Source organism: Pseudomonas sp. Z3-6 (genome assembly GCF_051131985.1).
GTDB classification, from domain to species: Bacteria; Pseudomonadota; Gammaproteobacteria; order Pseudomonadales; family Pseudomonadaceae; genus Aquipseudomonas; species Aquipseudomonas zanjanensis.
The window spans coordinates 2,544,491-2,566,333 of the sequence record NZ_CP071644.1 but is presented as its reverse complement, the minus strand read 5'-3'; the positions used below and the strand labels follow the sequence as shown (position 1 = coordinate 2,566,333).

The 21,843-nt window shown below is 61.7% G+C and carries 18 protein-coding genes; 9 read left to right on the top strand and 9 right to left on the bottom strand.

All coding sequences use genetic code 11. From position 1 onward, the window contains the following. Positions 1–95: 95 nt before the first annotated feature. Genes hcnC through hcnA form a run of 3 tightly spaced genes read right to left on the bottom strand, consistent with a single transcriptional unit; the run spans position 96 to position 3,080 of the window. The gene (gene hcnC / locus J3P88_RS11790; RefSeq protein WP_434575358.1) at positions 96–1,355 is read right to left on the bottom strand and encodes a cyanide-forming glycine dehydrogenase subunit HcnC; all 1,260 of its coding nucleotides are present in this window, start codon (positions 1,353–1,355) and stop codon (positions 96–98) included. Next, the gene (gene hcnB / locus J3P88_RS11785) at positions 1,348–2,757 is read right to left on the bottom strand and encodes a cyanide-forming glycine dehydrogenase subunit HcnB (RefSeq protein WP_434575357.1); all 1,410 of its coding nucleotides are present in this window, start codon (positions 2,755–2,757) and stop codon (positions 1,348–1,350) included. The genes hcnC and hcnB overlap by 8 nt, the downstream gene beginning before the upstream one ends. Next, the gene (gene hcnA, locus J3P88_RS11780) at positions 2,754–3,080 is read right to left on the bottom strand and encodes a cyanide-forming glycine dehydrogenase subunit HcnA (RefSeq protein ID WP_434575355.1); all 327 of its coding nucleotides are present in this window, start codon (positions 3,078–3,080) and stop codon (positions 2,754–2,756) included. Before hcnA ends, hcnB begins: the two co-directional genes overlap by 4 nt. A gap of 276 nt (positions 3,081–3,356) precedes the next feature. Here hcnA and J3P88_RS11775 point away from each other — a divergent pair, with 276 nt between their 5' ends. Both J3P88_RS11775 and J3P88_RS11770 read left to right on the top strand, forming a co-directional pair. After that, positions 3,357–4,040 (top strand): response regulator transcription factor, encoded by a 684-nt coding sequence (locus J3P88_RS11775; RefSeq protein ID WP_053122824.1) that lies wholly within the window; start codon positions 3,357–3,359, stop codon positions 4,038–4,040. Further along, positions 4,018–5,403 carry a sensor histidine kinase gene (locus J3P88_RS11770; protein WP_434575353.1) on the top strand — a complete coding sequence of 462 codons (1,386 nt, stop codon included), beginning with the start codon at positions 4,018–4,020 and terminating at the stop codon, positions 5,401–5,403. The genes J3P88_RS11775 and J3P88_RS11770 overlap by 23 nt, the downstream gene beginning before the upstream one ends. A gap of 180 nt (positions 5,404–5,583) precedes the next feature. Here the strand turns inward: J3P88_RS11770 and J3P88_RS11765 are convergent, their stop codons facing one another. The 4 genes from J3P88_RS11765 to J3P88_RS11750 all read right to left on the bottom strand — a co-directional run bounded on the left by J3P88_RS11765 (position 5,584) and on the right by J3P88_RS11750 (position 10,559). Then, positions 5,584–5,829: a DUF1652 domain-containing protein gene (locus tag J3P88_RS11765; protein ID WP_434575351.1), complete on the bottom strand. Its 246-nt coding sequence runs from the start codon at positions 5,827–5,829 to the stop codon at positions 5,584–5,586. Between the two features lie 241 nt (positions 5,830–6,070). Further along, positions 6,071–7,555, bottom strand: a complete 1,485-nt coding sequence (locus J3P88_RS11760) for a helix-turn-helix transcriptional regulator (protein ID WP_434575349.1) — start codon at positions 7,553–7,555, stop codon at positions 6,071–6,073. Positions 7,556–7,640: 85 nt separating this feature from the next. Further along, positions 7,641–8,924 (bottom strand): Zn-dependent hydrolase, encoded by a 1,284-nt coding sequence (locus tag J3P88_RS11755; protein WP_434575348.1) that lies wholly within the window; start codon positions 8,922–8,924, stop codon positions 7,641–7,643. Between the two features lie 150 nt (positions 8,925–9,074). After that, a complete protein-coding gene (locus tag J3P88_RS11750) occupies positions 9,075–10,559 on the bottom strand; it encodes an NCS1 family nucleobase:cation symporter-1 (protein WP_186706167.1) in 1,485 nt (494 codons plus the stop codon). A 607-nt stretch (positions 10,560–11,166) separates the two neighbouring features. On the opposite strand from J3P88_RS11750, the gene hydA reads away from it, so the two are divergent. From hydA to preA, 3 genes are all read left to right on the top strand, one after another. Continuing rightward, positions 11,167–12,606, top strand: coding sequence for a dihydropyrimidinase (gene hydA / locus J3P88_RS11745; RefSeq protein WP_434575346.1), 1,440 nt, complete (start codon positions 11,167–11,169; stop codon positions 12,604–12,606). A 183-nt stretch (positions 12,607–12,789) separates the two neighbouring features. Then, entirely contained in the window at positions 12,790–14,157 is a 1,368-nt protein-coding gene (locus J3P88_RS11740; protein ID WP_434575345.1) for an NAD(P)-dependent oxidoreductase, read from the top strand. Then, the gene (gene preA / locus J3P88_RS11735) at positions 14,158–15,432 is read left to right on the top strand and encodes an NAD-dependent dihydropyrimidine dehydrogenase subunit PreA (RefSeq protein WP_434575343.1); all 1,275 of its coding nucleotides are present in this window, start codon (positions 14,158–14,160) and stop codon (positions 15,430–15,432) included. Positions 15,433–15,575: 143 nt separating this feature from the next. On the opposite strand, the gene J3P88_RS11730 is transcribed toward preA, so the two are convergent. Both J3P88_RS11730 and J3P88_RS11725 read right to left on the bottom strand, forming a co-directional pair. Next, positions 15,576–16,196 (bottom strand): TetR/AcrR family transcriptional regulator, encoded by a 621-nt coding sequence (locus tag J3P88_RS11730; RefSeq protein ID WP_186706163.1) that lies wholly within the window; start codon positions 16,194–16,196, stop codon positions 15,576–15,578. A 230-nt stretch (positions 16,197–16,426) separates the two neighbouring features. Next, on the bottom strand, positions 16,427–16,777 hold the full coding sequence (locus J3P88_RS11725; protein ID WP_434575341.1) for a DUF6124 family protein: 351 nt from the start codon (positions 16,775–16,777) through the stop codon (positions 16,427–16,429). Between the two features lie 907 nt (positions 16,778–17,684). Here J3P88_RS11725 and J3P88_RS11720 point away from each other — a divergent pair. From J3P88_RS11720 to J3P88_RS11705, 4 genes are all read left to right on the top strand, one after another. Next, entirely contained in the window at positions 17,685–18,872 is a 1,188-nt protein-coding gene (locus tag J3P88_RS11720; RefSeq protein ID WP_411387493.1) for an OprD family porin, read from the top strand. A gap of 170 nt (positions 18,873–19,042) precedes the next feature. Continuing rightward, on the top strand, positions 19,043–19,864 hold the full coding sequence (locus J3P88_RS11715) for an NAD-dependent epimerase/dehydratase family protein (RefSeq protein ID WP_431081362.1): 822 nt from the start codon (positions 19,043–19,045) through the stop codon (positions 19,862–19,864). Between the two features lie 43 nt (positions 19,865–19,907). Next, positions 19,908–20,813 carry an SMP-30/gluconolactonase/LRE family protein gene (locus J3P88_RS11710; protein ID WP_434575339.1) on the top strand — a complete coding sequence of 302 codons (906 nt, stop codon included), beginning with the start codon at positions 19,908–19,910 and terminating at the stop codon, positions 20,811–20,813. A 56-nt stretch (positions 20,814–20,869) separates the two neighbouring features. Further along, positions 20,870–21,838: a TRAP transporter substrate-binding protein gene (locus J3P88_RS11705; RefSeq protein ID WP_186706159.1), complete on the top strand. Its 969-nt coding sequence runs from the start codon at positions 20,870–20,872 to the stop codon at positions 21,836–21,838. The last annotated feature ends 5 nt before the right edge of the window (positions 21,839–21,843 follow it).

The following is a 21,843-nucleotide window of genomic DNA, read 5'->3' as shown; positions in this document are numbered from 1 at the left end:
GCGACATTGATGTTGGCTGATACGATGCCATCGCGAGCAAGCTCGCTCCCACAGTTTTTGTCCCTGGGTGGCTGCTGGCTATGTTCGGCGATTGCTCAGGCCAGCTCCACTTCCCTGGGCTTTACCGTCGGCGCCACTTCGAAGCGATCCGCCAGGAACGGGGTGATGTCCAGTGGCAGGGGTTCGTTGTTCACCAGTTTATCCAGCAGCACCCCGGTGATGGCCGAGGTCAGGATGCCGGTGCGAAAATGCCCGCAGGCGTTGAGGTAGCCCGCCACTCCGCGCATCGGCCCCAAGATCGGCAACTCATCGGGCGAACCCGGGCGCAGACCGGCCCAGGTTCGTTTCAGATTGATGTCGATCAACTGCGGGATACAGCGCACCGCGCCTTGCACCAGCCCTTCGATTTCCGGATAAGTCGTGGTCACGTCGAAGCCTTTGTCTTCAGTGGTGCTGCCAATCAGGATTTCACCGTTGTCTTTCTGCGCCACATAGCAGTCGCTGGTGGTCAGGCAGCCGTTGAGGATTTTCGGCATGCGCTCCGTCAGCAGGATCTGGCCCTTGACCGGTTTGACCGGAATCCGCACGCCAGTGGCCTGCTCGCTCAGGTCCGCGGCCCAGGCACCGGCCGCGTTGATCAGGGTTCGGCAGTTGAACGTCCCCGCCTCGGCGGTTTGCACCCCGGTCACCCGCGTGCCGCTGCGCAGCACCTCGGTCACATGGGTGTTGAAGAACAGGTCGACGCCGTTCTGTCGGGCGCCTTCGGTGTAGGCATCGGCCAGGCGGAACGGACTGACCTGGTGATCACAGAGAAATTCCAGCGCGCCCAGGGCCTCATGGCTGACATTCGGCTCTGCCGAGCGCAGGGCCGCCTGGTCGAGCCAGCGCACCTGGTCTGCCAGGTGGGGAATGCAGGCGACGATGTGCTCAGCGTACGAACGGTCTTCCTCGTCGTAGATCACGAACTTGAGCCCGGTCTCCTCGAACTTGAAATCCATGCCGTGACGGTCGATCAATTCGCGGTGCAACTGCGGATACATTGCGTTGGACTGCAAGGCGAAATCGAAGAACGACTGGGGCAGGATGTGCGGGGTGCTGGCATCCACCGCCACAGCGGCGCCCTGGGTCTGGCGCTTGCGGTTGGCCGACATCATGCGAAAGAAGATCACCCCGCATCCCAGGCCCACCGACTCACCGATGGCCCACAGCCCACCCGCCGAAGCCCGGGTCGCGTTGCCGGGGCGCTTGGCGTCGATCAAGGCGATCTTCAGATGTTTGCGCTTGGACAGTTGATAGGCGCACGAAGCCCCGATCACACCACCTCCGGCTATGACCACGTCATAATCCTTAATCATGGGAAACGGCCTCCGTGGCGACGTTCTGGAACGCTGAAAAGGGAATCGGGTCGATAGGAAAACGCGGCCTCAGCCAACCGACGTCGGCGCGACCGGTGGCTTCGCGCAAGCGGTCGCTGCAATAGCCAACGCACATCCGCCCCTGGCAATCGCCCATGCTCACGCGGGTGCGCATCTTCAGGCTGGCCATGTCCTGCACGCCTTGCTCCAGCGCCCGGTCGATGTCGGCGCGGGTGGCGTGTTCACAGCGGCAGATCACCGTGTCGGCGGCCGGCAAGGCGGTTTGTCCGGCGCCACGCTGGGTGTAGCGATCCACGGCGGCGCGAAAGCGAATGATCCGCTGCAGTTGCGCCTGGTAGCGTTCCCGCTGGGCCAGGGCCTCGGACGGATCGAGTACGTTGCGTTGCATCAGGATCGACAGCGCTGCGATGCGCCCGCTGAGCATGGCCGCTTCACCGCCGCGAATCCCGCCCATGTCGCCGGCCAGATGAATGTGCGCTTCGCTGCTTTGCTGCCAGGCATCGGACACCACCCGCAAATAACCGTCCTCGCTGAAACCGTGCTCCAGGCCCATCTGCTGGCTCAATTGAGTCCGCGGAATAAAGCCGTAGCCGACCGCCAGGGTCTGGGCCGGCACCTGTTCGGCGCGTTTGAGGTCGGGTTCCCAGGTCGTGGAGTAAGGCGCGACGGTGACGTGGCTCAACTCGCCCTCGCCGTCAGCCTGTACCACGCCCCAACCATAGCGCACGGGAATGCGATTGAGCTTGAGGTAGGCCAACATGCTCAGGCCATCGAGGAACAGCTGCGGCTTGTTCAGCAACGCCAGGCTTTCCTTGGCGATCCGGCCGAACGCGCAGGCTTCGAAGACGCCTGCCACCGCCACGCCCGAAGCGTGCAGTTGGCACGCCACCAGCGGCAGCAACGGACCGGTGCCGGCGATCACCACCGGGCTCGGCGGCCTGACCACGCCGCTCTTGATCTGCAATTGCAGGCCGCCGAGCATCATCACCCCCGGCAGCGTCCAGCCAGGAAACGGCACGCTGCGTTCATGACAACCGGCCGCCAGGACCAGATGGGAATAGGCGACCTCCCCCAGGCGCTCGTCGGCATTCAGCAGCATCAGCGCCCGGAAGCCTTCGGCGCCGATAACCCGACTACTTAATCGCACGTCGATCAAGGCGGCGTGTTGCTGGAATTCACCGTGGAGTTTCTCCAAGGCTTCACTGTAGCGCGACCCCAGGTAGTCGAGGCTGACGCCATCGCGCAGCGGCCCGCGATACACGACGCCACCGAGGCGCGGCGCTTCTTCGAGCAGTGTGCAACGAACCCCGTGGGAGGCCAGCTCGATGGCCGTTGCCATGCCCGCCGGCCCACCGCCGACAATCACCGGATCCAGGCTCATGGCGCCTCCGTTTCGGTAATGCGGTTGACCCGGGTTTCGATCTGCATGCCAGGGCGCACCAGGGTCTGGCAGGCACGGCGCTTGTGACGACCGTCGATCTTGACCAGGCAGCATTGGCACACACCCATGCCGCAGTAGGCGCCGCTGATCTGGTCGTGGTCGTTGCGGGCCACCTGGCGTTGCCCCAGGGACTGGATGACGGTGAGGACGGTTTCGCCGTGGGCAGCGCTGACAGCCTGCCCGTCCAAGCGCACCGTCATATCGGCCTGTGCCAGCGGCTGGATATCGAATTTCCGGCGTAGAAGGTCTGAAGGTTGCATCATACTGCTCTTCCTTGAAGGTTCTGTGGGGGCTCGGCTCCTTGCGGCACACCATCACCGGTTCGCATCAGTGCCCGGCAGCGGCAGCGCGCCAAAGCAGGGCAACAGACGCCACATGATAGTGCGCACGAAATTTATGTTAGGGATTATTTGTGACCAAGTGTTGATCCAGGCCAGCGAATCGGCTCGTCGGCTCATGAACTTTTTTTCAGAAAGCCGACAGGTATTCTTTGGCAGAATGCTGCGCAATCGCTCCAATTTCTCTACAGGGTACCGCCCATGAACCGCATCCTGACCATCGAAGACGACGCCGTGACCGCTCGTGAAATCGTTGCCGAGCTGACCCGCAACGGCCTGGATGTCGATTGGGTCGACAACGGTCGCGAAGGCCTGGAACGGGCAGTCAGCGGCGACTACGACCTCATCACCCTCGACCGCATGCTGCCCGAACTCGATGGCCTGGTGATTGTCACCACCCTGCGCACCATGGGCGTGGCCACGCCGATCCTGATGATCAGCGCCCTCTCCGATGTGGACGAACGCGTGCGTGGCCTGCGGGCCGGCGGCGACGATTACCTGACCAAGCCGTTCGCCACCGACGAAATGGCCGCCAGGGTCGAAGTGCTGCTGCGGCGCAACAATGGCACCCGCGAGCCGGAAACCGCGCTGCGGGTGGCTGACCTGGAGCTGAACCTGATCAGCCGCGAAGCCAGCCGCAACGGACAACTGCTCAGCCTGCTGCCCACCGAATACAAGCTGCTGGAATTCCTGATGCGCAACAGCGGCCAGATTCTCTCGCGCATGATGATCTTCGAGGAAGTCTGGGGTTATCACTTCGACCCCGGCACCAACCTGATCGACGTCCACATCGGCCGCCTGCGCAAGAAAATCGACCCGCCGGGCCTGGAACCGCTGATTCGCACGGTACGGGGTTCCGGCTATGTCATTGCTGAACCCCGCTAAGGGCTGGCGCTCCTCCAGCAGCCGTCTGCTGGCGCTGTACAGTTCGCTGTTCGTGATTTGGAGCGCGATCCTGATGGGGGTCATGTATTACGAAGTGTTTGGCTACCTCGACAGCCTGGCCAAGCACTCCCTGATGCAGCGCCAACACCTGTTCGCGCGGATCCACGGCGACCAACTGGAAGACGCGCTCATGGCCAGCCTGACGCTGGACGAGCGTGGGGTCGACGCCTACGGGCTGTTCGATCCGCAATTGCGCCATTTGAGCGGACCGATCCAGCGGGTGCCCGCCGACCTGCCGCTGGACGGCAAGATCCACATGCTCGGTGGCTGCGTCGATTCCGATCAACCGGGCGTGCCTTCCGACAGCTGCGACGCGGTGGCGACCCGGACCCAAGACGGTCGCTGGCTGGTCCTGGCCCGGGACAACGGCTCGCTGTTCGCCGTGACGCGGATCATCTTGCACGCGCTGTTCTGGGGGGTATCGCTGACGATCCTGCCGGGCATCGCGGGTTGGCACCTGTTGCGCCGCCGACCGCTACGACGGATTCGCCAGTTGCAGGCCAGCGCCGAAGCCATCGTCGCCGGTGACCTGACCCATCGCCTGCCGTTGTCGAGCCGGCGCGATGAGCTGGACATGCTGGCGGCGATCGTCAATGCCATGCTCGAACGCATCGAACGCTTGATGAACGAGGTCAAGGGTGTATGCGACAACATCGCCCATGACCTGCGCACCCCGTTGACGCGCCTGCGCGCCCAACTTTATCGCATCCAGCAGCAAGCGCCGGACGGCTCCGCCGAGGCTTTGCAGATGGACCAGGTGCTCGCCGAGACCGACACCCTGATGGCGCGGTTTCGCGGTTTGTTGAGGATTTCCGAACTGGAGGACCAGCAGCGGCGCTCGGGCTTCGTGCGCCTCGATCCGTTGCAGCTACTGCAAGAACTGCATGATTTTTATCTGCCGCTGGCCGAGGAAGGCGAACTGACCTTTATCCTGGAGGTGCCCGACGCCCTGCCCCTGCTCAATGGCGACCGGGCCTTGCTGTTCGAGGCCGTGTCGAACCTGTTGAGCAACTCCATCAAGTTCACTCCGCCGGGGGGCACCGTGATCCTGCGCGGGGTCGATCAGGGCGACAGCACGCGCATCGAAGTGCTCGACTCCGGCCCCGGCATCCCCGAGGCCGAGCGCAAGGCCGTGTTTCGCCGCTTCTACCGCGCCGAGGGCAGCAGCCAGCACGGCGGATTTGGCCTGGGCCTATCGATCGTCGCGGCGATCGTCAATCTGCATGGGTTCATGTTGGAAGTGGGTAGCAGCGAACACGGCGGCGCGCGGTTGGTGCTCGATTGCCGGGCGACGTTGTTGTAGACATAGGGCTGGAGCAACACCTGTGGCGAGGGAGCTTGCTCCCGCTCGGCTGCGAAGCAGCCGCTAAACCGATGGATAGGATTTGGCTGGCGTGTGCATCCGACAGATATTGGGGCCGCTGCGCGACCCAGCGGGAGCAAGCTCCCTCGCCACAAAGTGTGGTGTGCCAGATCTTAGTTATCAAGGCTCACCGCGATGCAGCGGGGTGTTTTGCAGCTCATAGCGCAGCTCGTCGATCAACTTGGCAATGCTTTCTTCCGAACGGACGCTGTCGACACTCATGCCGCTCACCACCAGGTCCACCTCGCCGCTTTCACGGTGATACAGGCGCACGGTCAGGGTGCCGTCACCGTTGAGGCTGCATTCGCAGGCCAGCGGCGTAAAGCTTTCTTCGAGGCGGGCACGCAACGGGGCCAGATGAGTCATGCGATGCACCCTCAGCCCCGGGGGCGCAAATGAACGGTAGACAGCTCCGACCTCCTGGTCCGCATAGACATCCTGTCGCTCACATATCGGGTTCGTTCATAGCACATTGAGGCGTATTCCTTGAGTGTTTCGTGGGGGACGCGGCATCACGGAGGATGTCGCACACTCACAGCCTAAGGAACCGCCCCCCCTTGCAAAACCTGAATTTGCACCAGCGCATCCGGTGCATTTGCACTGGCTATCATGGTGCCTTCATTCGCCATTCATTGGCGAACAAACCGCGCTCCCGCGCCCAGACAATCGCCTCGCTGCGGCTATGGACATCCAGTTTCGAATACAGTGTAGCCACATGATTGCGCACCGTATTAGGCGCAAGCTTCAGGCGCGCGGCGATTTCCTTGTCGGCCAACCCTTCACAGATGAGCCCCAGCACATCACGCTCACGGGCCGTCAGCTCGGTGAAGGATGCGCTGGGCACCTGGGCATTGATGCTCTTCACGTTGGCCAGTTTTTCAATCAGGGTCCGGCTGAACCAGGACGCGTCCTTCATCACCTCCTCGATCGCCGCCACCAGTTCCAGTTCCGAGCGCTTGCGTTCGGTGATGTTCATCAGCACCAGCAGGTAGCAGGGTTTGTCCTGGATAAGCACCGTGTCGGCAGCGACCTCACAGTCGATCAGTTCGCCGCCTTTCTTGTTCACCTTGACGTCGATGCTCGAGACAGCGGCCGCCTTTTCCAGCCGAGCAAACAGCGCGACGCTGGCGGCCTTGTCGAGGAAACCGATTTCCTCCACGGCTTTACCCAACAGCTCTTCGCTGGCGTAGCCAGTGGTCTGGAGAAACGCTTCGTTGATCTCCAGCAGCTGTTGTTCGGCGCTGCACACCAACGTGGGCACGGGCGACAGGCGGAACGACTTGGCAAAGCGCTCCTCGCTCTGGCGCAACGCCGTTTCCGCTTTGCGGCGCGGCTCCATGTCCATGAAGGAAAACAGCATGCAGTCTTCGTCATGCAGGTCCAGGGGCTGGCCGGCGACGATCACCTGCTTGCTGGTGCCATCGGGCAATTTCAACTCAGCCTGCATTTGCGGAATGGTCGCGCCCTGCCCCAGGCGCTCGATGGCCAGGTCACGTTTCTCGGCGGCTTCGAGCACATCCAGTTCGTACACCGAACGCCCGATCACCTGGTCGCGGCTATAGCCGGTCATCTCCAGGAATCCCGGGTTGACCTTGATGTAGCGCAGGTCGCTGAGACGACAGATCACCGCCGGTGCCGGGTTGGCCCCGAAGGTCTTTTCGAAACGCTGCTCGGCGCTGGCCCATTCGGTGGCGTCGCTGAGGATCAGCACGAGCAGTTCCGGCTCACCATTACGGTCGGCCAGGATCATGCTGCGAATCCGATGCACCCAGGTGCGATCCGGGTCGGCCTTGGGCGTAACCTCCACCAGCACATCGCTGAACTCATCGCCACGGGCCACCCGGGCGATGGGGTAGTTGTCTTCGGTCAACGGATGGTTGTTGCGGTAACGCAATTGAAAACGCCGGGCGTATTGCCGGGCCGTGGTGCCCAGCTCATTGAGGTCCTCGACGCCGTGCATGGCCAACGCTGCGGCGTTGGCCCAGGCAATGGTCTGGTCGACCTCGATCAACATCACCCCGTCGGACAGCCCGGCAATGATCTGCAGCAATTGACGACGGTTGGTATCGGTGGTCGGGACTTGCTGATTCATTGGGTCTCCATGTGGTCAGTAGGTTTCAAGCATGGATGCGCTGAAAGTTACGACCACATGGCTTTGCAATAGTGCATCGGCCCCCTCACGCCGCCATGCGTCCTTCGGCAATCGCCTGGGAGGCAGCCAGCATCGCTCGCAGCAGCACCGCGCAACCGGCGGCGAGGTCGTCCGGGGCGGCGTTTTCGATTTCGTTGTGGCTGATGCCACCTTCGCAGGGCACGAAGATCATTCCGGCCGGGCCCAGTTCGGCGAGGAAGATCGCGTCATGGCCGGCACCGCTGACGATGTCCAGGTGGGACAGGCCCAGCCCTTGGGCAGCGCCGCGGACGGCGTCGACGCAGCCCTGGTCGAAATACAGCGGCGGGAAGTCGGCGGTGGGTTTCAAATCGAAGGTCAGGCCGTGTTGCCGGCAGGTGTCTTCGATCACCTGCTTGACCTCGGCGATCATCGAATCCAGGCGCGCCGGTTCCAGGTGACGGAAATCCAGGGTCATGCGCACCTCGCCGGGAATGACGTTACGCGACCCCGGATAGGCTTGCAGGCAACCGACCGTGCCGCAAGCATGGGGTTGATGACCGAGGGCTGCGCGGTTGACGGCACCGACGATGATCGAGGCGCCCACCAGGGCGTCCTTGCGCAGGTGCATCGGGGTCGGGCCGGCGTGGGCTTCGACGCCACGCAAGGTCAGGTCGAACCACTTCTGCCCCAGGGCACCCATCACCACGCCGATGGTCGTGCCCTCATCCTCGAGGATCGGCCCCTGCTCGATGTGCGCCTCGAAGTACGCCCCCACCGGATGCCCGCTGACCTTGCGCGGGCCGGCATAGCCGATGGCGTTGAGCGCCTGGCCCACACTGATGCCTTCGGCGTCGGTCTTGGCGAGGGTTTCTTCGAGGGTGAATTTCTCGGCGAACACCCCGGAGCCCATCATGCACGGGGCGAAGCGCGAGCCTTCTTCGTTGGTCCAGACCACCACCTCCAGCGGTGCTTCGGTTTCAATGTTCAGGTCATTGAGGGTGCGCAGCACTTCCAGCCCGGATAGCACGCCAAAGCAGCCGTCGAACTTGCCGCCGGTGGGTTGGGTGTCGATGTGGCTGCCGGTCATCACCGGTGGCAGGTTCGGATTGCGCCCCGGGCGGCGGGCGAAGATATTGCCCACCGCATCGATGCTGACGGTGCAGCCCGCCGCCTGGGTCCATTGCACGAACAGGTCGCGGGCTTGGCGGTCAAGGTCGGTCAGGGCCAGCCGGCACACGCCGCCCTTGACCGTGGCGCCGAGCTGGGCCAGGTCCATGAGCGATTGCCACAGGCGGTCGCGGTTGATGTGCTGATGGGTGGATTGCAGGACGTCGAGGGCTGCGTTCATGGGGATCTCCTTCAGGCAGTTATCTCATTTCGACGCGGTCCAGTGTGGGAGCGGGCTTGCTCGCGAATGCGGTGTATCAGTCAGCATTGATGTTGATTGACGCACCGCATTCGCGAGCAAGCCCGCTCCCACAGGCACCGCATTCATCTGCTATTGCAGAGGTGACTTGGCGACCGCCGGGCTGGCCCCTTGCATGCTGCACAACCCGTAATAAATCACCCCACCCAGCGCCGAGCCGGTGAACCAGCCATAGCTGTAGAACCAACTGAACGCATCGCTGCCCAGGGACAACAGCGTCAATACCACCGGCACGCCAAAGGCGATGAAGCCGTTCCAGTTCCAGGCCGGGTAAATGTCGTCGCGGTACAACCCGGCCAGGTCCAGTTGCTGTTTCTTGATCAGGAAATAATCCACCACCATGATCCCGGCAATCGGCCCCAGCAGGCTCGAATAGCCCAGCAGCCAATTGGAATAGACCGACTCGAGGCTGACCTCGGACACGATCAGGCCGAGTTTCTTCAACAGCTCATGGGCCATCAGCGCCAGCCCTACCAATCCGGTGAGCATCACTGCCTTGGTGCGGCCGATCAGTTTCGGCGCCAGGTTCTGGAAGTCGTTGGTGGGCGAGACGATGTTGGCCGCGGTGTTGGTCGAGAGCGTGGCGACGATGATCAGCACCATGGCCAGCGCCACCCACACCGGGCTCTGGATGTGACCGATCAAGGTCACCGGGTCGGAGACGGTCACCCCCACCAGTTTCTCCGAGGCGGCGGTCATCACCACGCCGAGGGAGGCGAACAGGAACATGGTCAACGGCAGGCCGATGATCTGCCCGACGATCTGGTCTTTCTGGCTCTTGGCATATCGACTGAAGTCCGGAATGTTCAACGACAGGGTGGCCCAGAAGCCGACCATGGCCGTCAGCCCGGCAAGAAAATAACTCGTCACCCCGGCGCCTTCAGGCCGCTTGGCCGGGACCGCCATCAGTTCAGTCAACGAGACATTGGGCAACGCCCATACCAGCAGCCCCGCCCCCACCAGTACCAGCAATGGCGCAGACAAGGTTTCCAGCCATTTGATCGACTCGGCACCGCGCAACACCACCCACAGGTTGATGACCCAGAACACCATGAAGCCGATTACTTCGCCGGTGCCGCCCAGGCTCTTCCAGCCTTCGAACACCGAGCCGAGAAACAAGTGGATCGCCAACCCACCGAACATCGTCTGGATGCCGAACCAACCGCACGCCACCAGGGCGCGGATCAGGCACGGCACGTTGGAGCCAATCACGCCGAAGGACGAGCGCAACAGCACCGGAAACGGAATGCCGTACTTGGTCCCGGCGAAGGCGTTCAGGGTCAGGGGGATCAGCACAATGATGTTGGCGAACAGGATCGCCAGCAGCGCCTCGCCCACCGTCAAACCGAAATAGGCGGTGAGCACGCCGCCGAGGGTATAGGTCGGCACGCAGATCGCCATGCCCACCCACAGTGCCGTGATGTGCCATTTGTTCCAGGTTCGCTCGTGCACCTTGGTCGGCGCGATGTCGTGGTTATAACGGGGGCTGTCGAGGACGTCGCTGCCGGCTTCAAGCTCGAATAGTCCGTCGCGCTCGGTCACTGTTGATCTGGTCATGTCCGCTCCACTGTTTTCATTATTTTTGCTCATCGACTGGCGATGGCCGGAGTACTTGCACGCGTGCTATCCACCACCCCGCCAGGCCACGACGGCACTCAATAACCGTGCCGAATAACGCGCCGAGCTGACCGGACGATCGATATAACCCTTTCAACCTTTTGATGTTTAACGTTTTAAAGCCAAGTGATTGCTTTGTTTCAGTCCCGGCTTTCCGACATTGAGGCTAGATGACCTTCACGCCCTGTCGAGCGGGAGATTCAAAGTGGTGCAGCCCGCAACAACGCGAGGTGTCTGGCCCGCACTTCCAACGCTTTCAAGCCGCTGATTTACCATGACAAATCTCGCTCAAATAACGATCCTGTCAAGTGCGTCAAAATGGTGAGCAGGCTCACCATTTTGGTGGTTCTTTAAATTAATCGTTAATTTTCAATAAGTTAATTAACGCATAAGCTTATAAAAAATAATCTTGCTCATTTCAATAACTCCAGCTAGCGTCTAATCCTGACAGTCGTGACAGGAATGTAAGCCGGCACGACTTTACCTACCGTGATGGATAAAACATAAAGAACCGACAACAGTCGGTCATGCCTGCGAGGAACTCGGAATGTCTCTGTTGATCCGTGGCGCCACCGTTATTACCCATGATGAAAGTTATCGCGCCGATGTGTTTTGCGCCGACGGCGTGATCCAGGCCATTGGTCAAAACCTGGATGTTCCGGCCGCTGTCGAAGTGCTCGATGGCAGCGGTCAATACCTGATGCCCGGCGGCATCGATCCCCATACGCATATGCAGTTGCCGTTCATGGGCACGGTCGCCAGTGAAGACTTCTTCAGCGGCACGGCGGCGGGCCTCGCCGGGGGCACCACGTCGATCATCGACTTCGTGATTCCCAACCCCCAGCAGTCACTGATGGAAGCCTTTCATCAATGGCGCGGCTGGGCCGAAAAAAGCGCCAGCGACTACGGTTTCCACGTAGCGATCACCTGGTGGAGCGAACAGGTCCGCGAAGAAATGGCCGAGCTGGTCAGCCACCACGGCGTGAACAGCTTCAAGCATTTCATGGCCTACAAGAACGCAATCATGGCCGCCGACGACACCTTGGTGGCGAGCTTCGAGCGTTGCCTGGAATTGGGCGCGGTGCCCACCGTGCATGCCGAGAACGGCGAACTGGTGTATCACCTGCAACGCAAGCTGCTGGCCCAGGGCATCACCGGGCCAGAAGCCCATCCGCTGTCGCGGCCGTCGCAAGTGGAAGGCGAAGCCGCGAGCCGCGCCATCCGCATCGCCGAAACCCTGGGCACGCCGCTGTACCTGGTGCACGTGTCCACCCAGGAAGCCCTGGACGAAATCACCTACGCCCGCAGCAAAGGCCAACCGGTGTACGGTGAAGTCCTGGCCGGGCACTTGCTGCTGGACGACAGCGTCTATCGCCACCCGGACTGGCAGACCGCCGCCGGCTACGTGATGAGCCCGCCCTTCCGCCCACGGGGGCATCAGGAAGCACTCTGGCATGGCCTGCAGTCCGGCAACCTGCACACCACCGCCACCGACCATTGCTGCTTCTGTGCCGAACAGAAAGCCGCAGGGCGTGACGACTTCAGCAAGATCCCCAACGGCACCGCCGGGATCGAAGACCGCATGGCGGTGCTCTGGGACGAGGGGGTCAACAGCGGCAAATTGTCGATGCAGGACTTTGTCGCCCTGACCTCCACCAACACCGCGAAGATCTTCAACCTCTACCCGCGCAAGGGCGCGATCCGCGTCGGTGCCGATGCCGACCTGGTGCTTTGGGACCCGCAAGGCAGCCGCACGATTTCCGCCAAGACCCACCACCAGCAAGTGGACTTCAACATCTTCGAAGGCAAGACCGTACGCGGCGTACCCAGCCACACCATCAGCCAGGGTCGGCTGGTGTGGGCCGACGGCGACCTGCGGGCCGAGCGCGGCGCGGGGCGCTACATCGAACGGCCGGCGTATCCGGCGGTGTTCGATTTGCTGAGCAAGCGGGCGGAGTTGAATAAACCAAGTGCCGTGAAACGCTGAAATCGAGGCCTTCGGCCTTCGCGAGCAAGCCCGCTCCCACATGGGATCTGTCGTGTACACAGATTCTATGGCTGCCCAAGATCCAGTGTGGGAGCGGGCTTGCTCGCGAAGACGTCAGCCCAGACAACCGAAAAAACCACTGCCCACCAGAGGCAGCACCTCAAACACCGTGAGGCCCATTTCATGATCCAGCCCCTGAGTCATCTCCCCCATTCCCAGGAAGACCCGGCCACCCTCGCCGCCCGCTTCAGCGACCTGGCGCCGCCCCTCAACGCGCGCCAGGCCCACCTGGAGGCGTCCCGCTGCCTGTATTGCTACGACGCACCTTGTGTGAACGCCTGTCCGAGCGAGATCGATATTCCTTCGTTCATTCGCAACATCCACCAAGACAACGTCCAAGGCGCGGCGCAGACAATTCTCTCGGCCAATATCCTCGGCGGCAGTTGCGCCCGGGTTTGCCCCACCGAGGTCCTGTGCCAACAGGCCTGCGTGCGCAACAACGCCCATGAATGCGCCCCGGTATTGATCGGCTCGTTGCAACGCTACGCAGTGGACAACGCCCACTTCAGCGCGCACCCGTTCCAACGGGCCGCCGCCACCGGCAAGCGCATCGCCGTGGTTGGCGCCGGGCCCGCGGGGTTGTCGTGTGCGCACCGCAGTGCGATGCACGGCCATGACGTGGTGATTTTCGAAGCCCGGGACAAAGCCGGCGGCCTCAACGAATACGGGATCGCCAAGTACAAACTGGTGGACGATTACGCCCAACGGGAGCTGGACTTCCTGCTGGAGATTGGTGGCATCGAAATCCGCCACGGCCAGAAGCTCGGCGAGCACCTGAGCCTGAGCGACCTGCACCAGCAATTCGACGCGGTGTTCCTAGGCCTCGGCCTGGCCGCCAGCAAACAACTGGGCCTGAGCGACGAACAAGCCCCGGGGCTGCTGGCCGCCACCGAGTACATTCGCGAACTGCGCCAGGCCGATGACCTCAGCCAGTTGCCCCTGGCCGACCGTTGCATCGTCCTCGGCGCCGGCAACACCGCCATCGACATGGCCGTGCAAATGGCTCGCCTCGGCGCCCGGGACGTCAACCTGGTCTACCGTCGCGGCCTTGAAGACATGGGCGCCACCTTGCACGAACAAGACATCGCCAAGACCAACCAGGTGCGCCTGCTGACCTGGGCCCAACCGCAACAAGTGTTGCTCGATGACGCCGGGCAGGTGCGCGGCATGCGTTTTTCCCGTACCCATCTGGAAAACGGCCGACTGGTCATCGGCGCCGAGACCTTCGACCTGCCCGCCGACGCCATCTTCAAAGCCATCGGCCAGGCCTTCGACGACAACGCGCTGGTGGACCCACTGGCCCGGGAACTCAAGCGCCAGGACGGACGGATCCTGGTGGACGAACACCTGCGCACCAGCGTTCCCGGGGTCTACGCCGGCGGCGATTGCACCAGCCTCGACCAGGACCTCACCGTGCAGGCCGTGCAGCACGGCAAACTCGCCGCCGAGGCGATCAACGCTCAACTGATGCTTAACGTGGAGGCTGCGTAAATGGCCGATCTGTCGATTGTCTTCGCCGGCATCAAAGCCCCCAACCCGTTCTGGCTGGCCTCCGCGCCACCCACCGACAAGGCCTACAACGTCGTCCGCGCCTTCGAGGCCGGCTGGGGTGGCGTGGTCTGGAAAACCCTCGGTGAGGACCCGGCGGCGGTGAACGTGTCCTCGCGCTATTCGGCCCACTACGGGGCCAATCGCGAGGTCTTGGGCATCAACAACATCGAGCTGATCACCGACCGTTCCCTGGAGATCAACCTGCGGGAAATTACCCAGGTGAAAAAGGACTGGCCGGATCGGGCGCTGATCGTGTCGCTGATGGTGCCCTGCGTCGAAGAATCCTGGAAAAACATCCTGCCCCTGGTGGAAGCCACCGGCGCCGACGGCATCGAGTTGAACTTCGGTTGCCCCCACGGCATGCCGGAACGGGGCATGGGCGCGGCGGTCGGCCAGGTGCCGGAGTACGTCGAGCAAGTGACCCGCTGGTGCAAGACCTATTGCTCGCTACCCGTCATCGTCAAGCTCACACCGAACATCACCGACATCCGCGTCGCCGCCCGCGCGGCCCATCGCGGCGGTGCGGATGCGGTGTCGTTGATCAACACCATCAATTCCATCACCAGCGTCGACCTGGACCGCATGGTCGCCCTGCCCAGCGTCGGCAGCCAGAGCACCCACGGCGGTTACTGCGGCTCGGCGGTCAAGCCCATCGCCCTGAACATGGTCGCGGAAATCGCCCGCGACCCGCAGACCCAGGGCCTGCCGATCTGCGGCATCGGCGGCATCGGCAGCTGGCGCGACGCCGCCGAATTCATTGCCCTGGGCAGCGGCGCGGTGCAGGTCTGCACGGCGGCGATGCTGCATGGGTTTCGTATCGTCGAAGAAATGAAGGACGGTCTGTCACGTTGGATGGACAGCCAGGGCCACGCCAACCTGCAGGCGTTCTCCGGCCGTGCGGTGGGCAACACCACCGACTGGAAGTACCTGGACATCAACTACCAGGTCATCGCCAAGATCGACCAGGAGGCCTGCATCGGTTGCGGGCGCTGCCACATCGCTTGCGAAGACACCTCGCACCAGGCCATCGCCAGCCTCAAGCAGGCGAACGGCACGCATGTGTATGAGGTGATCGATGAGGAATGCGTGGGCTGCAACCTGTGCCAGATCACCTGCCCGGTGCAGGACTGCATCGAAATGGTGACGGTGGACACTGGCAAGCCGTTTCTGGATTGGAACCATGATCCGAGGAATCCCTACCATGTAACGGCTTGAAGTTTGAGGAGGCTGGGCTGGCCTCTTCGCGAGCAGGCTCGCTCCCACAGGGGACCGGTTTGGAACACAGAGTTTGTGTTCGCCGAAATCCACTGTGGGAGCGAGCCTGCTCGCGAAGGGGCCATCAGCCCCAGCAAAAAGCCTCAAGGCTCCAACCCAATCCCCCGCAATATCACACTGGTCACCGTCTGCACCGCCCGCTCGAACTGCATGTCCGACAGCGCTTGATGGTCATTGAGAATATTGATCTGGTGGTCGAAGTCGGCGTAGTGCTGGGTCGAGGCCCAGATCATGTAGAGCAGGCTTGAAGGCTCCACCGGCAGGATGCGTTTGTCCTCCACCCACTGACGGATTTTCGCTTCCTTCATCTTGGCCCAGTCATAGAGGCTGGCGTCCAGCGCCTCGCCCAGGGTCGGGGCGCCGTGGATGATTTCGTTGGCCCAGACTTTAGAGCCGTAGGGCCGGCTGCGGGAGTGGTTCATTTTGGCGCGAATGTAACTGCTAAGCACCACCCGCGGATCGTCGAACATTTCGAAGCACAAGGCGTCCTGTTTCCAGACTTCCAGCAGGTCGAACAGCACGGCGCTGTACAGTTCGCTCTTGGTGCTGAAGTAGTAATGCAGGTTGGAACGCGGCAACTGCACTTCGGCGGCGATGTCGGCCATGGCGGTGCTGCCGAAACCTTTCTCGGCGAAGACCTTCTCGGCGGCCAACAGGATTTTCTCGACGTTACTGCGACGAATCTCGATCTTGTGATTGCCCATGAGGGCTCCCTGGCAACAGCGTTGGTCAAGACTAGCATTCACCCATCTTTGAAAACACCGATGCCGCTTGTGGGAAAGCTTTTGTGGCGAGGGAGCTTGCTCCCGCTCGGCTGCGCAGCAGTCGTAAAACCGGCTGGCGCGCTATCCCTGGAAAACCGCGTCAGTCCATCTTGGGGCTGCTGCGCAGCCCAGCGGGAGCAAGCTCCCTCGCCACAAAAGCGGGTTTTGCGTTATGTCGACTGGCGTGCTTCGACGTTATCCAGCGCGCGGTTCGCCAGCATTGCGCTCAGTTCGATCAGTTGCTGGATGCCCAGGGCAATGTGGCGCCTTGAGCCTTTCAGGTCGAAGGCCAGGTCATTGACCAAGGCGTTGGCCGAGGCCAGGTTTTCGCTGAGGTTGGCCAGCAGGGTTTCGGTGTCGACGCCTTTGACGACGGTGAACAGTTGGCCGGGATCGGCTTCGGGTTTGCTGGGTTTGGGCTTGGGCTTGAGGTAGGCGTCGAGGATGCGGTCGGCGGCTTCGTCGAACGCTTTTGAGTTGGATGGATCTGTATCCGGTGGGTTGGGGGTTACTTTGAACATAGATGAAGCTCCGATGCATTTGATAAAGGAGCCAACATCCCTTTCGCTACCAAACGAATTAGGGTGGCGGCCATACGAAGGTTGGTAGACCGGGCATCGGAGCCGGCGCCTCCGAAGAGGCCCTGCGCATGGCCACCAAAAAGCGAAGTGCATGATCGCACTTGCAAGAGATGACGCTATGCACCGACACCAGGGCTACCAAACCCGATCACTGATTCAATCAGCGACCCGGAAACGATAAAACCCTGGCCCAAGGCGCACAAGCCGGCGGATTCTGGCGCAGTTGTAGGTAACGGCGCAAGACAACGTAGCCCAATCCCGAACAATCCTACGTCTGGATAAACACAGGCCTGTTTGGATTGGAAACAGGCTGGACAACCCAACCCTTGTGGCGAGGGAGCTTGCTCCCGCTGGACTGCGCAGCAGGCCCAAATTTCTTTGTTTCAGCACAAATTCCTGGGGCGGCTTCGCCACCCAGCGGGAGCAAGCTCCCTCGCCACAAGAGCCCGCTCAAGCCTTGCGATCAGGACATTCGACTAATGTCTTAGACCAGTCATCGCACAACCAAGCACCCTCCCCGCTATTCTCAAACCCCGGATCTCCCCGGCGTCACTGCCTGCGATCCGGGCCTGCGCCAGCGACAGTCATTGCACTGCCTCATTTTGAAGCACACCCAAGTTGGATAATTCCGATAATGGCCAGTTGACAACGAGCAGCCGCTTCCAAATAATCACCGCCATGTTGTACGACGACGTATGACAAATAAAAACAACAAAAAGTAGGGAGCGCCATAGTGAGCACACGTGTCCGTTTTTCGCCCAACCATCGTCCAAACCGCCGTACCCTTCTGAGCTCCAGCCCCGCCCTGGTCCTGCTCGGTTGCAGCAGCCTTGCCGCATTTCTGCCCATGACCGCCAGCGCCGAAGGCTTCGTCGATGACGCCAAGGCCACGTTGAACCTGCGCAATTTCTACATCAACCGCAACTTCACCAACCCGAACAATGCCCAAGGCAAAGCCGAAGAATGGACCCAGAGCTTCATTCTCGACGCCAAGTCCGGTTTCACCCAAGGCACCGTCGGCTTCGGCGTGGACGTGCTGGGGATGTACTCGGTCAAACTCGACGGCGGCCGTGGTACTGCGAACACTTCCTTGTTGCCGATTCATGACGACGGTCGCCCGGCCGACGATTACGGTCGCCTCGGCGTGGCCCTCAAGGCCAAGGTCTCGAAAACTGAACTGAAGGTCGGCGAATGGATGCCGGTGCTGCCGATCCTGCGTTCTGACGACGGTCGTTCCCTGCCGCAAACCTTCCGCGGCGGCCAGGTCACCTCCACCGAAATCAACGGTCTGAGCCTCTACGGCGGTCAGTTCCGTGGCAACAGCCCGCGCAACGACGCGAGCATGGAAGACATGTCGATGAACGGCCGCGGCGCGTTCACCTCCGACCGTTTCAACTTCGGCGGCGGTGAATACGCCTTCAACGAAAAACGCACCCAGGTCGGCGTCTGGTACGCGGAACTGTCCGACATCTACCAACAGCAATATTTCAACCTGACCCACAGCCAACCCATGGGCGACTGGACCCTGGGCGCCAACCTTGGCTACTTCACCGGTAAGGAAAACGGCAGCGCGTTGGCCGGCGACCTGGACAACAAAACCGCGTTCGCCATGCTCTCGGCCAAATACGGCGGCAACACCTTCTACGTCGGCCTGCAGAAAGTCGGCGGCGATGATGCCTGGATGCGCGTCAACGGCACCAGCGGCGGCACGCTGGCGAACGACAGCTACAACTCCAGCTACGACAACGCCAAGGAAAAATCCTGGCAAGTGCGTCACGACTTCAACTTCGCCGCTGTCGGCGTGCCGGGCTTGACCCTGATGAACCGCTACATCAGCGGTGACAACGTGCACACCGCCACTGTCGACGACGGCAAGGAGTGGGGCCGCGAAAGTGAACTGGCCTACACCGTGCAGAGCGGTGTGCTGAAGAGCCTCAACGTGAAATGGCGTAACTCGTCGCTTCGTCGTGACTTCAGCACCAACGAATTCGACGAAAACCGAATCATCTTCAACTACCCGATCTCGCTGCTGTAACACGGGATATTGCCATGGGCGCATCCCATGGCAACCTGCGGCAGGGACGCCGATCCAGAGCGGTTCGTCGATCAAACGTTGACAAGGTAGCGGAAGGATAAGGATATTTCCTCTCGGTCGTACGACAACTTATAACAACTGTACCTCTCATTGTTTGCTCAGGTAATGCCATGACCACGACACAGATTCGCCCCCCCTTCAATCGCCTGCTCCTGACCGGCGCCGCCGGCGGCCTTGGCAAAGTCTTGCGCGAACGCCTCAAGCCTTATGCCCGCCACATTCGCCTGTCGGACATCGCCAACATGGCCCCGGCCATCGACGAAAGCGAAGAAGTGGTGCCCTGCGACCTGTCGGATAAGCAGGCCGTGCACCAGTTGGTGGAAGGCGTCGACGCCATCCTGCATTTCGGCGGTGTCTCGGTGGAGCGCCCGTTCGAAGAGATCCTTGGCGCCAACATCAGTGGCGTGTTCCACATTTATGAAGCGGCGCGCAAGCACGGGGTCAAGCGTGTGATTTTCGCCAGCTCCAACCATGTCATCGGTTTCTACAAGCAGGACGAGGCCCTCGACGCCCATTGCCTTCGCCGTCCGGATGGCTACTACGGCCTGTCCAAGTCCTACGGCGAAGACATGGCCAGTTTCTATTTCGATCGCTACGGCATCGAAACCGTGAGCATCCGCATCGGCTCGTCGTTCCCCGAGCCGCAGAACCGCCGGATGATGAGCACCTGGCTGAGCTTCGACGACCTCACCCAATTGCTCGAATGCTCGCTCTACACGCCGAAGGTCGGCCACACCGTGGTCTACGGCGTCTCCGCCAACCGCGATGTCTGGTGGGACAACAGCCACGCCGCGCACCTGGGCTACCAGCCCAAGGACACGTCCGAAATTTTCCGCGACAAGGTCGAAGCGCAGCCGATGCCGGCCGCCGATGATCCGGCCAGGATCTACCAGGGTGGCGCCTTTGTCGCAGCCGGCCCGTTCGACGACTGATTCGTCTGTTGTTCATGGGATACGAACGAACCAAGGAATCACCATGCAAGCCGAATTGATTGTCGATGCACGCAATGCTGTCGGGGAAAGCCCGGTGTGGGTCCCCGAGGAAAACTCGCTGTACTGGGTGAACATCCCCAACGGTGGCCTGCAACGCTGGAACGCCAGCAGCGGAAAAGTCCAAGGCTGGGAAGCGCCCGAAATGCTCGCCTGCATCGCCCGCCACCAGGACGGCGGCTGGATCGCGGGCATGGAAAGCGGTTTCTTTCGCCTGCACCCCCATGACGACGGCAGCCTGGACAGCGAACTCTGTGCAAGCGTCGAACACAGCCGCACCGACATGCGCCTCAACGATGGCCGTTGCGACCGCCAGGGCCGTTTCTGGGCCGGCAGCATGGTGCTGAACATGGGCGCCAACGCCGACGAAGGCCGGATGTACCGTTATGACGCCGGGCAACGCAGCCCGGTGGAGGCGCAACTGAGTGGGTTCATCGTGCCCAACGGGCTGGGTTTCAGCCCGGACGGCCGGACGATGTACCTCTCCGATTCTCACCCGCTGATCCAACAGATCTGGGCCTTCGACTACGACATCGACAGCGGCACCCCGTCCAACCGCCGGCTGTTCGTCGACATGCTGCCGTTGGCCGGTCGCCCGGATGGCGCGGCGGTCGACGCCGACGGTTGCTACTGGATCTGCGCCAACGACGCTGGGTTGATTCACCGCTTCACCCCGGACGGACGTCTCGACCGTTCGCTGGAAGTGCCAGTGAAAAAACCGACCATGTGCGCCTTTGGCGGCAGCCAGCTGGACACCCTTTTTGTCACCTCGATCCGCCCGGGCGACGACAACGACCCGCAATCCCTGGCCGGTGGCGTGTTCGCACTGAACCCCGGCGTCAAGGGCCTGGCTGAACCTGCGTTCGGAGGACGGAAACACTCCGCAAACTGATCTGCTTTGCCGCTTCACATCGATAGACATAAAAACAACAACACTGGAGATTGACCATGAATTTCAAACGCACACTTCTGATCGCGGCCTTGCCCCTGGCCTTCCTGGCCCAGGCGGCACACGCTCTGGACATCAAGATCGCCGACATCCACCCCAAGGGCTACCCAACCGTGGTCGCTGAGGAGTCCATGGGTAAGACCCTGGAAGCCGAGAGCAAAGGCGAACTGAAGTTCAAGTACTTCCCGGGTGGCGTACTGGGCTCTGAAAAAGAAGTCATCGAGCAGATGCAAGCCGGCGCGATCCAGATGTCCCGCGTCAGCCTGGGCATCGTCGGCCCTGTGGTGCCGGACGTGAACGTCTTCAACATGCCGTTCATCTTCCGCGACCAGGCGCACATGCGCGCCGTGATCGACGGTGAAGTCGGCGATGCGATCCTCGACCGCATCACCAACTCCGAGTTCGGCCTGGTAGCCCTGGCGTGGATGGATGGCGGCACGCGCAACCTCTACACCAAGAAGCCGGTGCGCAAGATCGAAGACCTCAAGGGCATGAAGATTCGCGTCCAAGGCAACCCGATGTTCATCGAGACCTTCAACGCCATGGGCGCCAACGGCATCGCGATGGACACCGGCGAGATCTTCAGCGCCTTGCAGACCGGCGTGATCGACGGCGCGGAAAACAACCCGCCGACCATGCTCGAGCACAACCACTACCAGAACGCCAAGTTCTACAGCCTGACCGGCCACCTGATCCTGCCTGAGCCAATCGTGATGTCGAAAATCACCTGGAACAAGCTCACCCCAGAGCAGCAGGACATGGTGAAGAAAGCCGCCAAGGCTGCCCAGGCTGAAGAGCGCGTGCTGTGGGACAAGAAGTCCGCCGCCAGTGAAGAAAAACTCAAGGCCGCCGGCGTCGAGTTCATCACCGTCGACAAGAAACCCTTCTATGACGCCACTGCGCCAATCCGGGCCAAATACGGTGCGCCGTACGCCGACCTGATCAAGCGCATCGAAGCTGTCCAGTAAGGCCT

Bases quoted from the DNA above. Each gene is read 5' to 3' on its own strand.
- hcnC (WP_434575358.1), bottom strand. From the start codon at position 1,355: ATGATTAAGGATTATGACGTGGTCATAGCCGGAGGTGGTGTGATCGGG.
- hcnB (WP_434575357.1), bottom strand. From the start codon at position 2,757: ATGAGCCTGGATCCGGTGATTGTCGGCGGTGGGCCGGCGGGCATGGCA.
- hcnA (WP_434575355.1), bottom strand. From the start codon at position 3,080: ATGATGCAACCTTCAGACCTTCTACGCCGGAAATTCGATATCCAGCCG.
- J3P88_RS11775 (WP_053122824.1), top strand. From the start codon at position 3,357: ATGAACCGCATCCTGACCATCGAAGACGACGCCGTGACCGCTCGTGAA.
- J3P88_RS11770 (WP_434575353.1), top strand. From the start codon at position 4,018: ATGTCATTGCTGAACCCCGCTAAGGGCTGGCGCTCCTCCAGCAGCCGT.
- J3P88_RS11765 (WP_434575351.1), bottom strand. From the start codon at position 5,829: ATGACTCATCTGGCCCCGTTGCGTGCCCGCCTCGAAGAAAGCTTTACG.
- J3P88_RS11760 (WP_434575349.1), bottom strand. From the start codon at position 7,555: ATGAATCAGCAAGTCCCGACCACCGATACCAACCGTCGTCAATTGCTG.
- J3P88_RS11755 (WP_434575348.1), bottom strand. From the start codon at position 8,924: ATGAACGCAGCCCTCGACGTCCTGCAATCCACCCATCAGCACATCAAC.
- J3P88_RS11750 (WP_186706167.1), bottom strand. From the start codon at position 10,559: ATGACCAGATCAACAGTGACCGAGCGCGACGGACTATTCGAGCTTGAA.
- hydA (WP_434575346.1), top strand. From the start codon at position 11,167: ATGTCTCTGTTGATCCGTGGCGCCACCGTTATTACCCATGATGAAAGT.
- J3P88_RS11740 (WP_434575345.1), top strand. From the start codon at position 12,790: ATGATCCAGCCCCTGAGTCATCTCCCCCATTCCCAGGAAGACCCGGCC.
- preA (WP_434575343.1), top strand. From the start codon at position 14,158: ATGGCCGATCTGTCGATTGTCTTCGCCGGCATCAAAGCCCCCAACCCG.
- J3P88_RS11730 (WP_186706163.1), bottom strand. From the start codon at position 16,196: ATGGGCAATCACAAGATCGAGATTCGTCGCAGTAACGTCGAGAAAATC.
- J3P88_RS11725 (WP_434575341.1), bottom strand. From the start codon at position 16,777: ATGTTCAAAGTAACCCCCAACCCACCGGATACAGATCCATCCAACTCA.
- J3P88_RS11720 (WP_411387493.1), top strand. From the start codon at position 17,685: ATGACCGCCAGCGCCGAAGGCTTCGTCGATGACGCCAAGGCCACGTTG.
- J3P88_RS11715 (WP_431081362.1), top strand. From the start codon at position 19,043: ATGACCACGACACAGATTCGCCCCCCCTTCAATCGCCTGCTCCTGACC.
- J3P88_RS11710 (WP_434575339.1), top strand. From the start codon at position 19,908: ATGCAAGCCGAATTGATTGTCGATGCACGCAATGCTGTCGGGGAAAGC.
- J3P88_RS11705 (WP_186706159.1), top strand. From the start codon at position 20,870: ATGAATTTCAAACGCACACTTCTGATCGCGGCCTTGCCCCTGGCCTTC.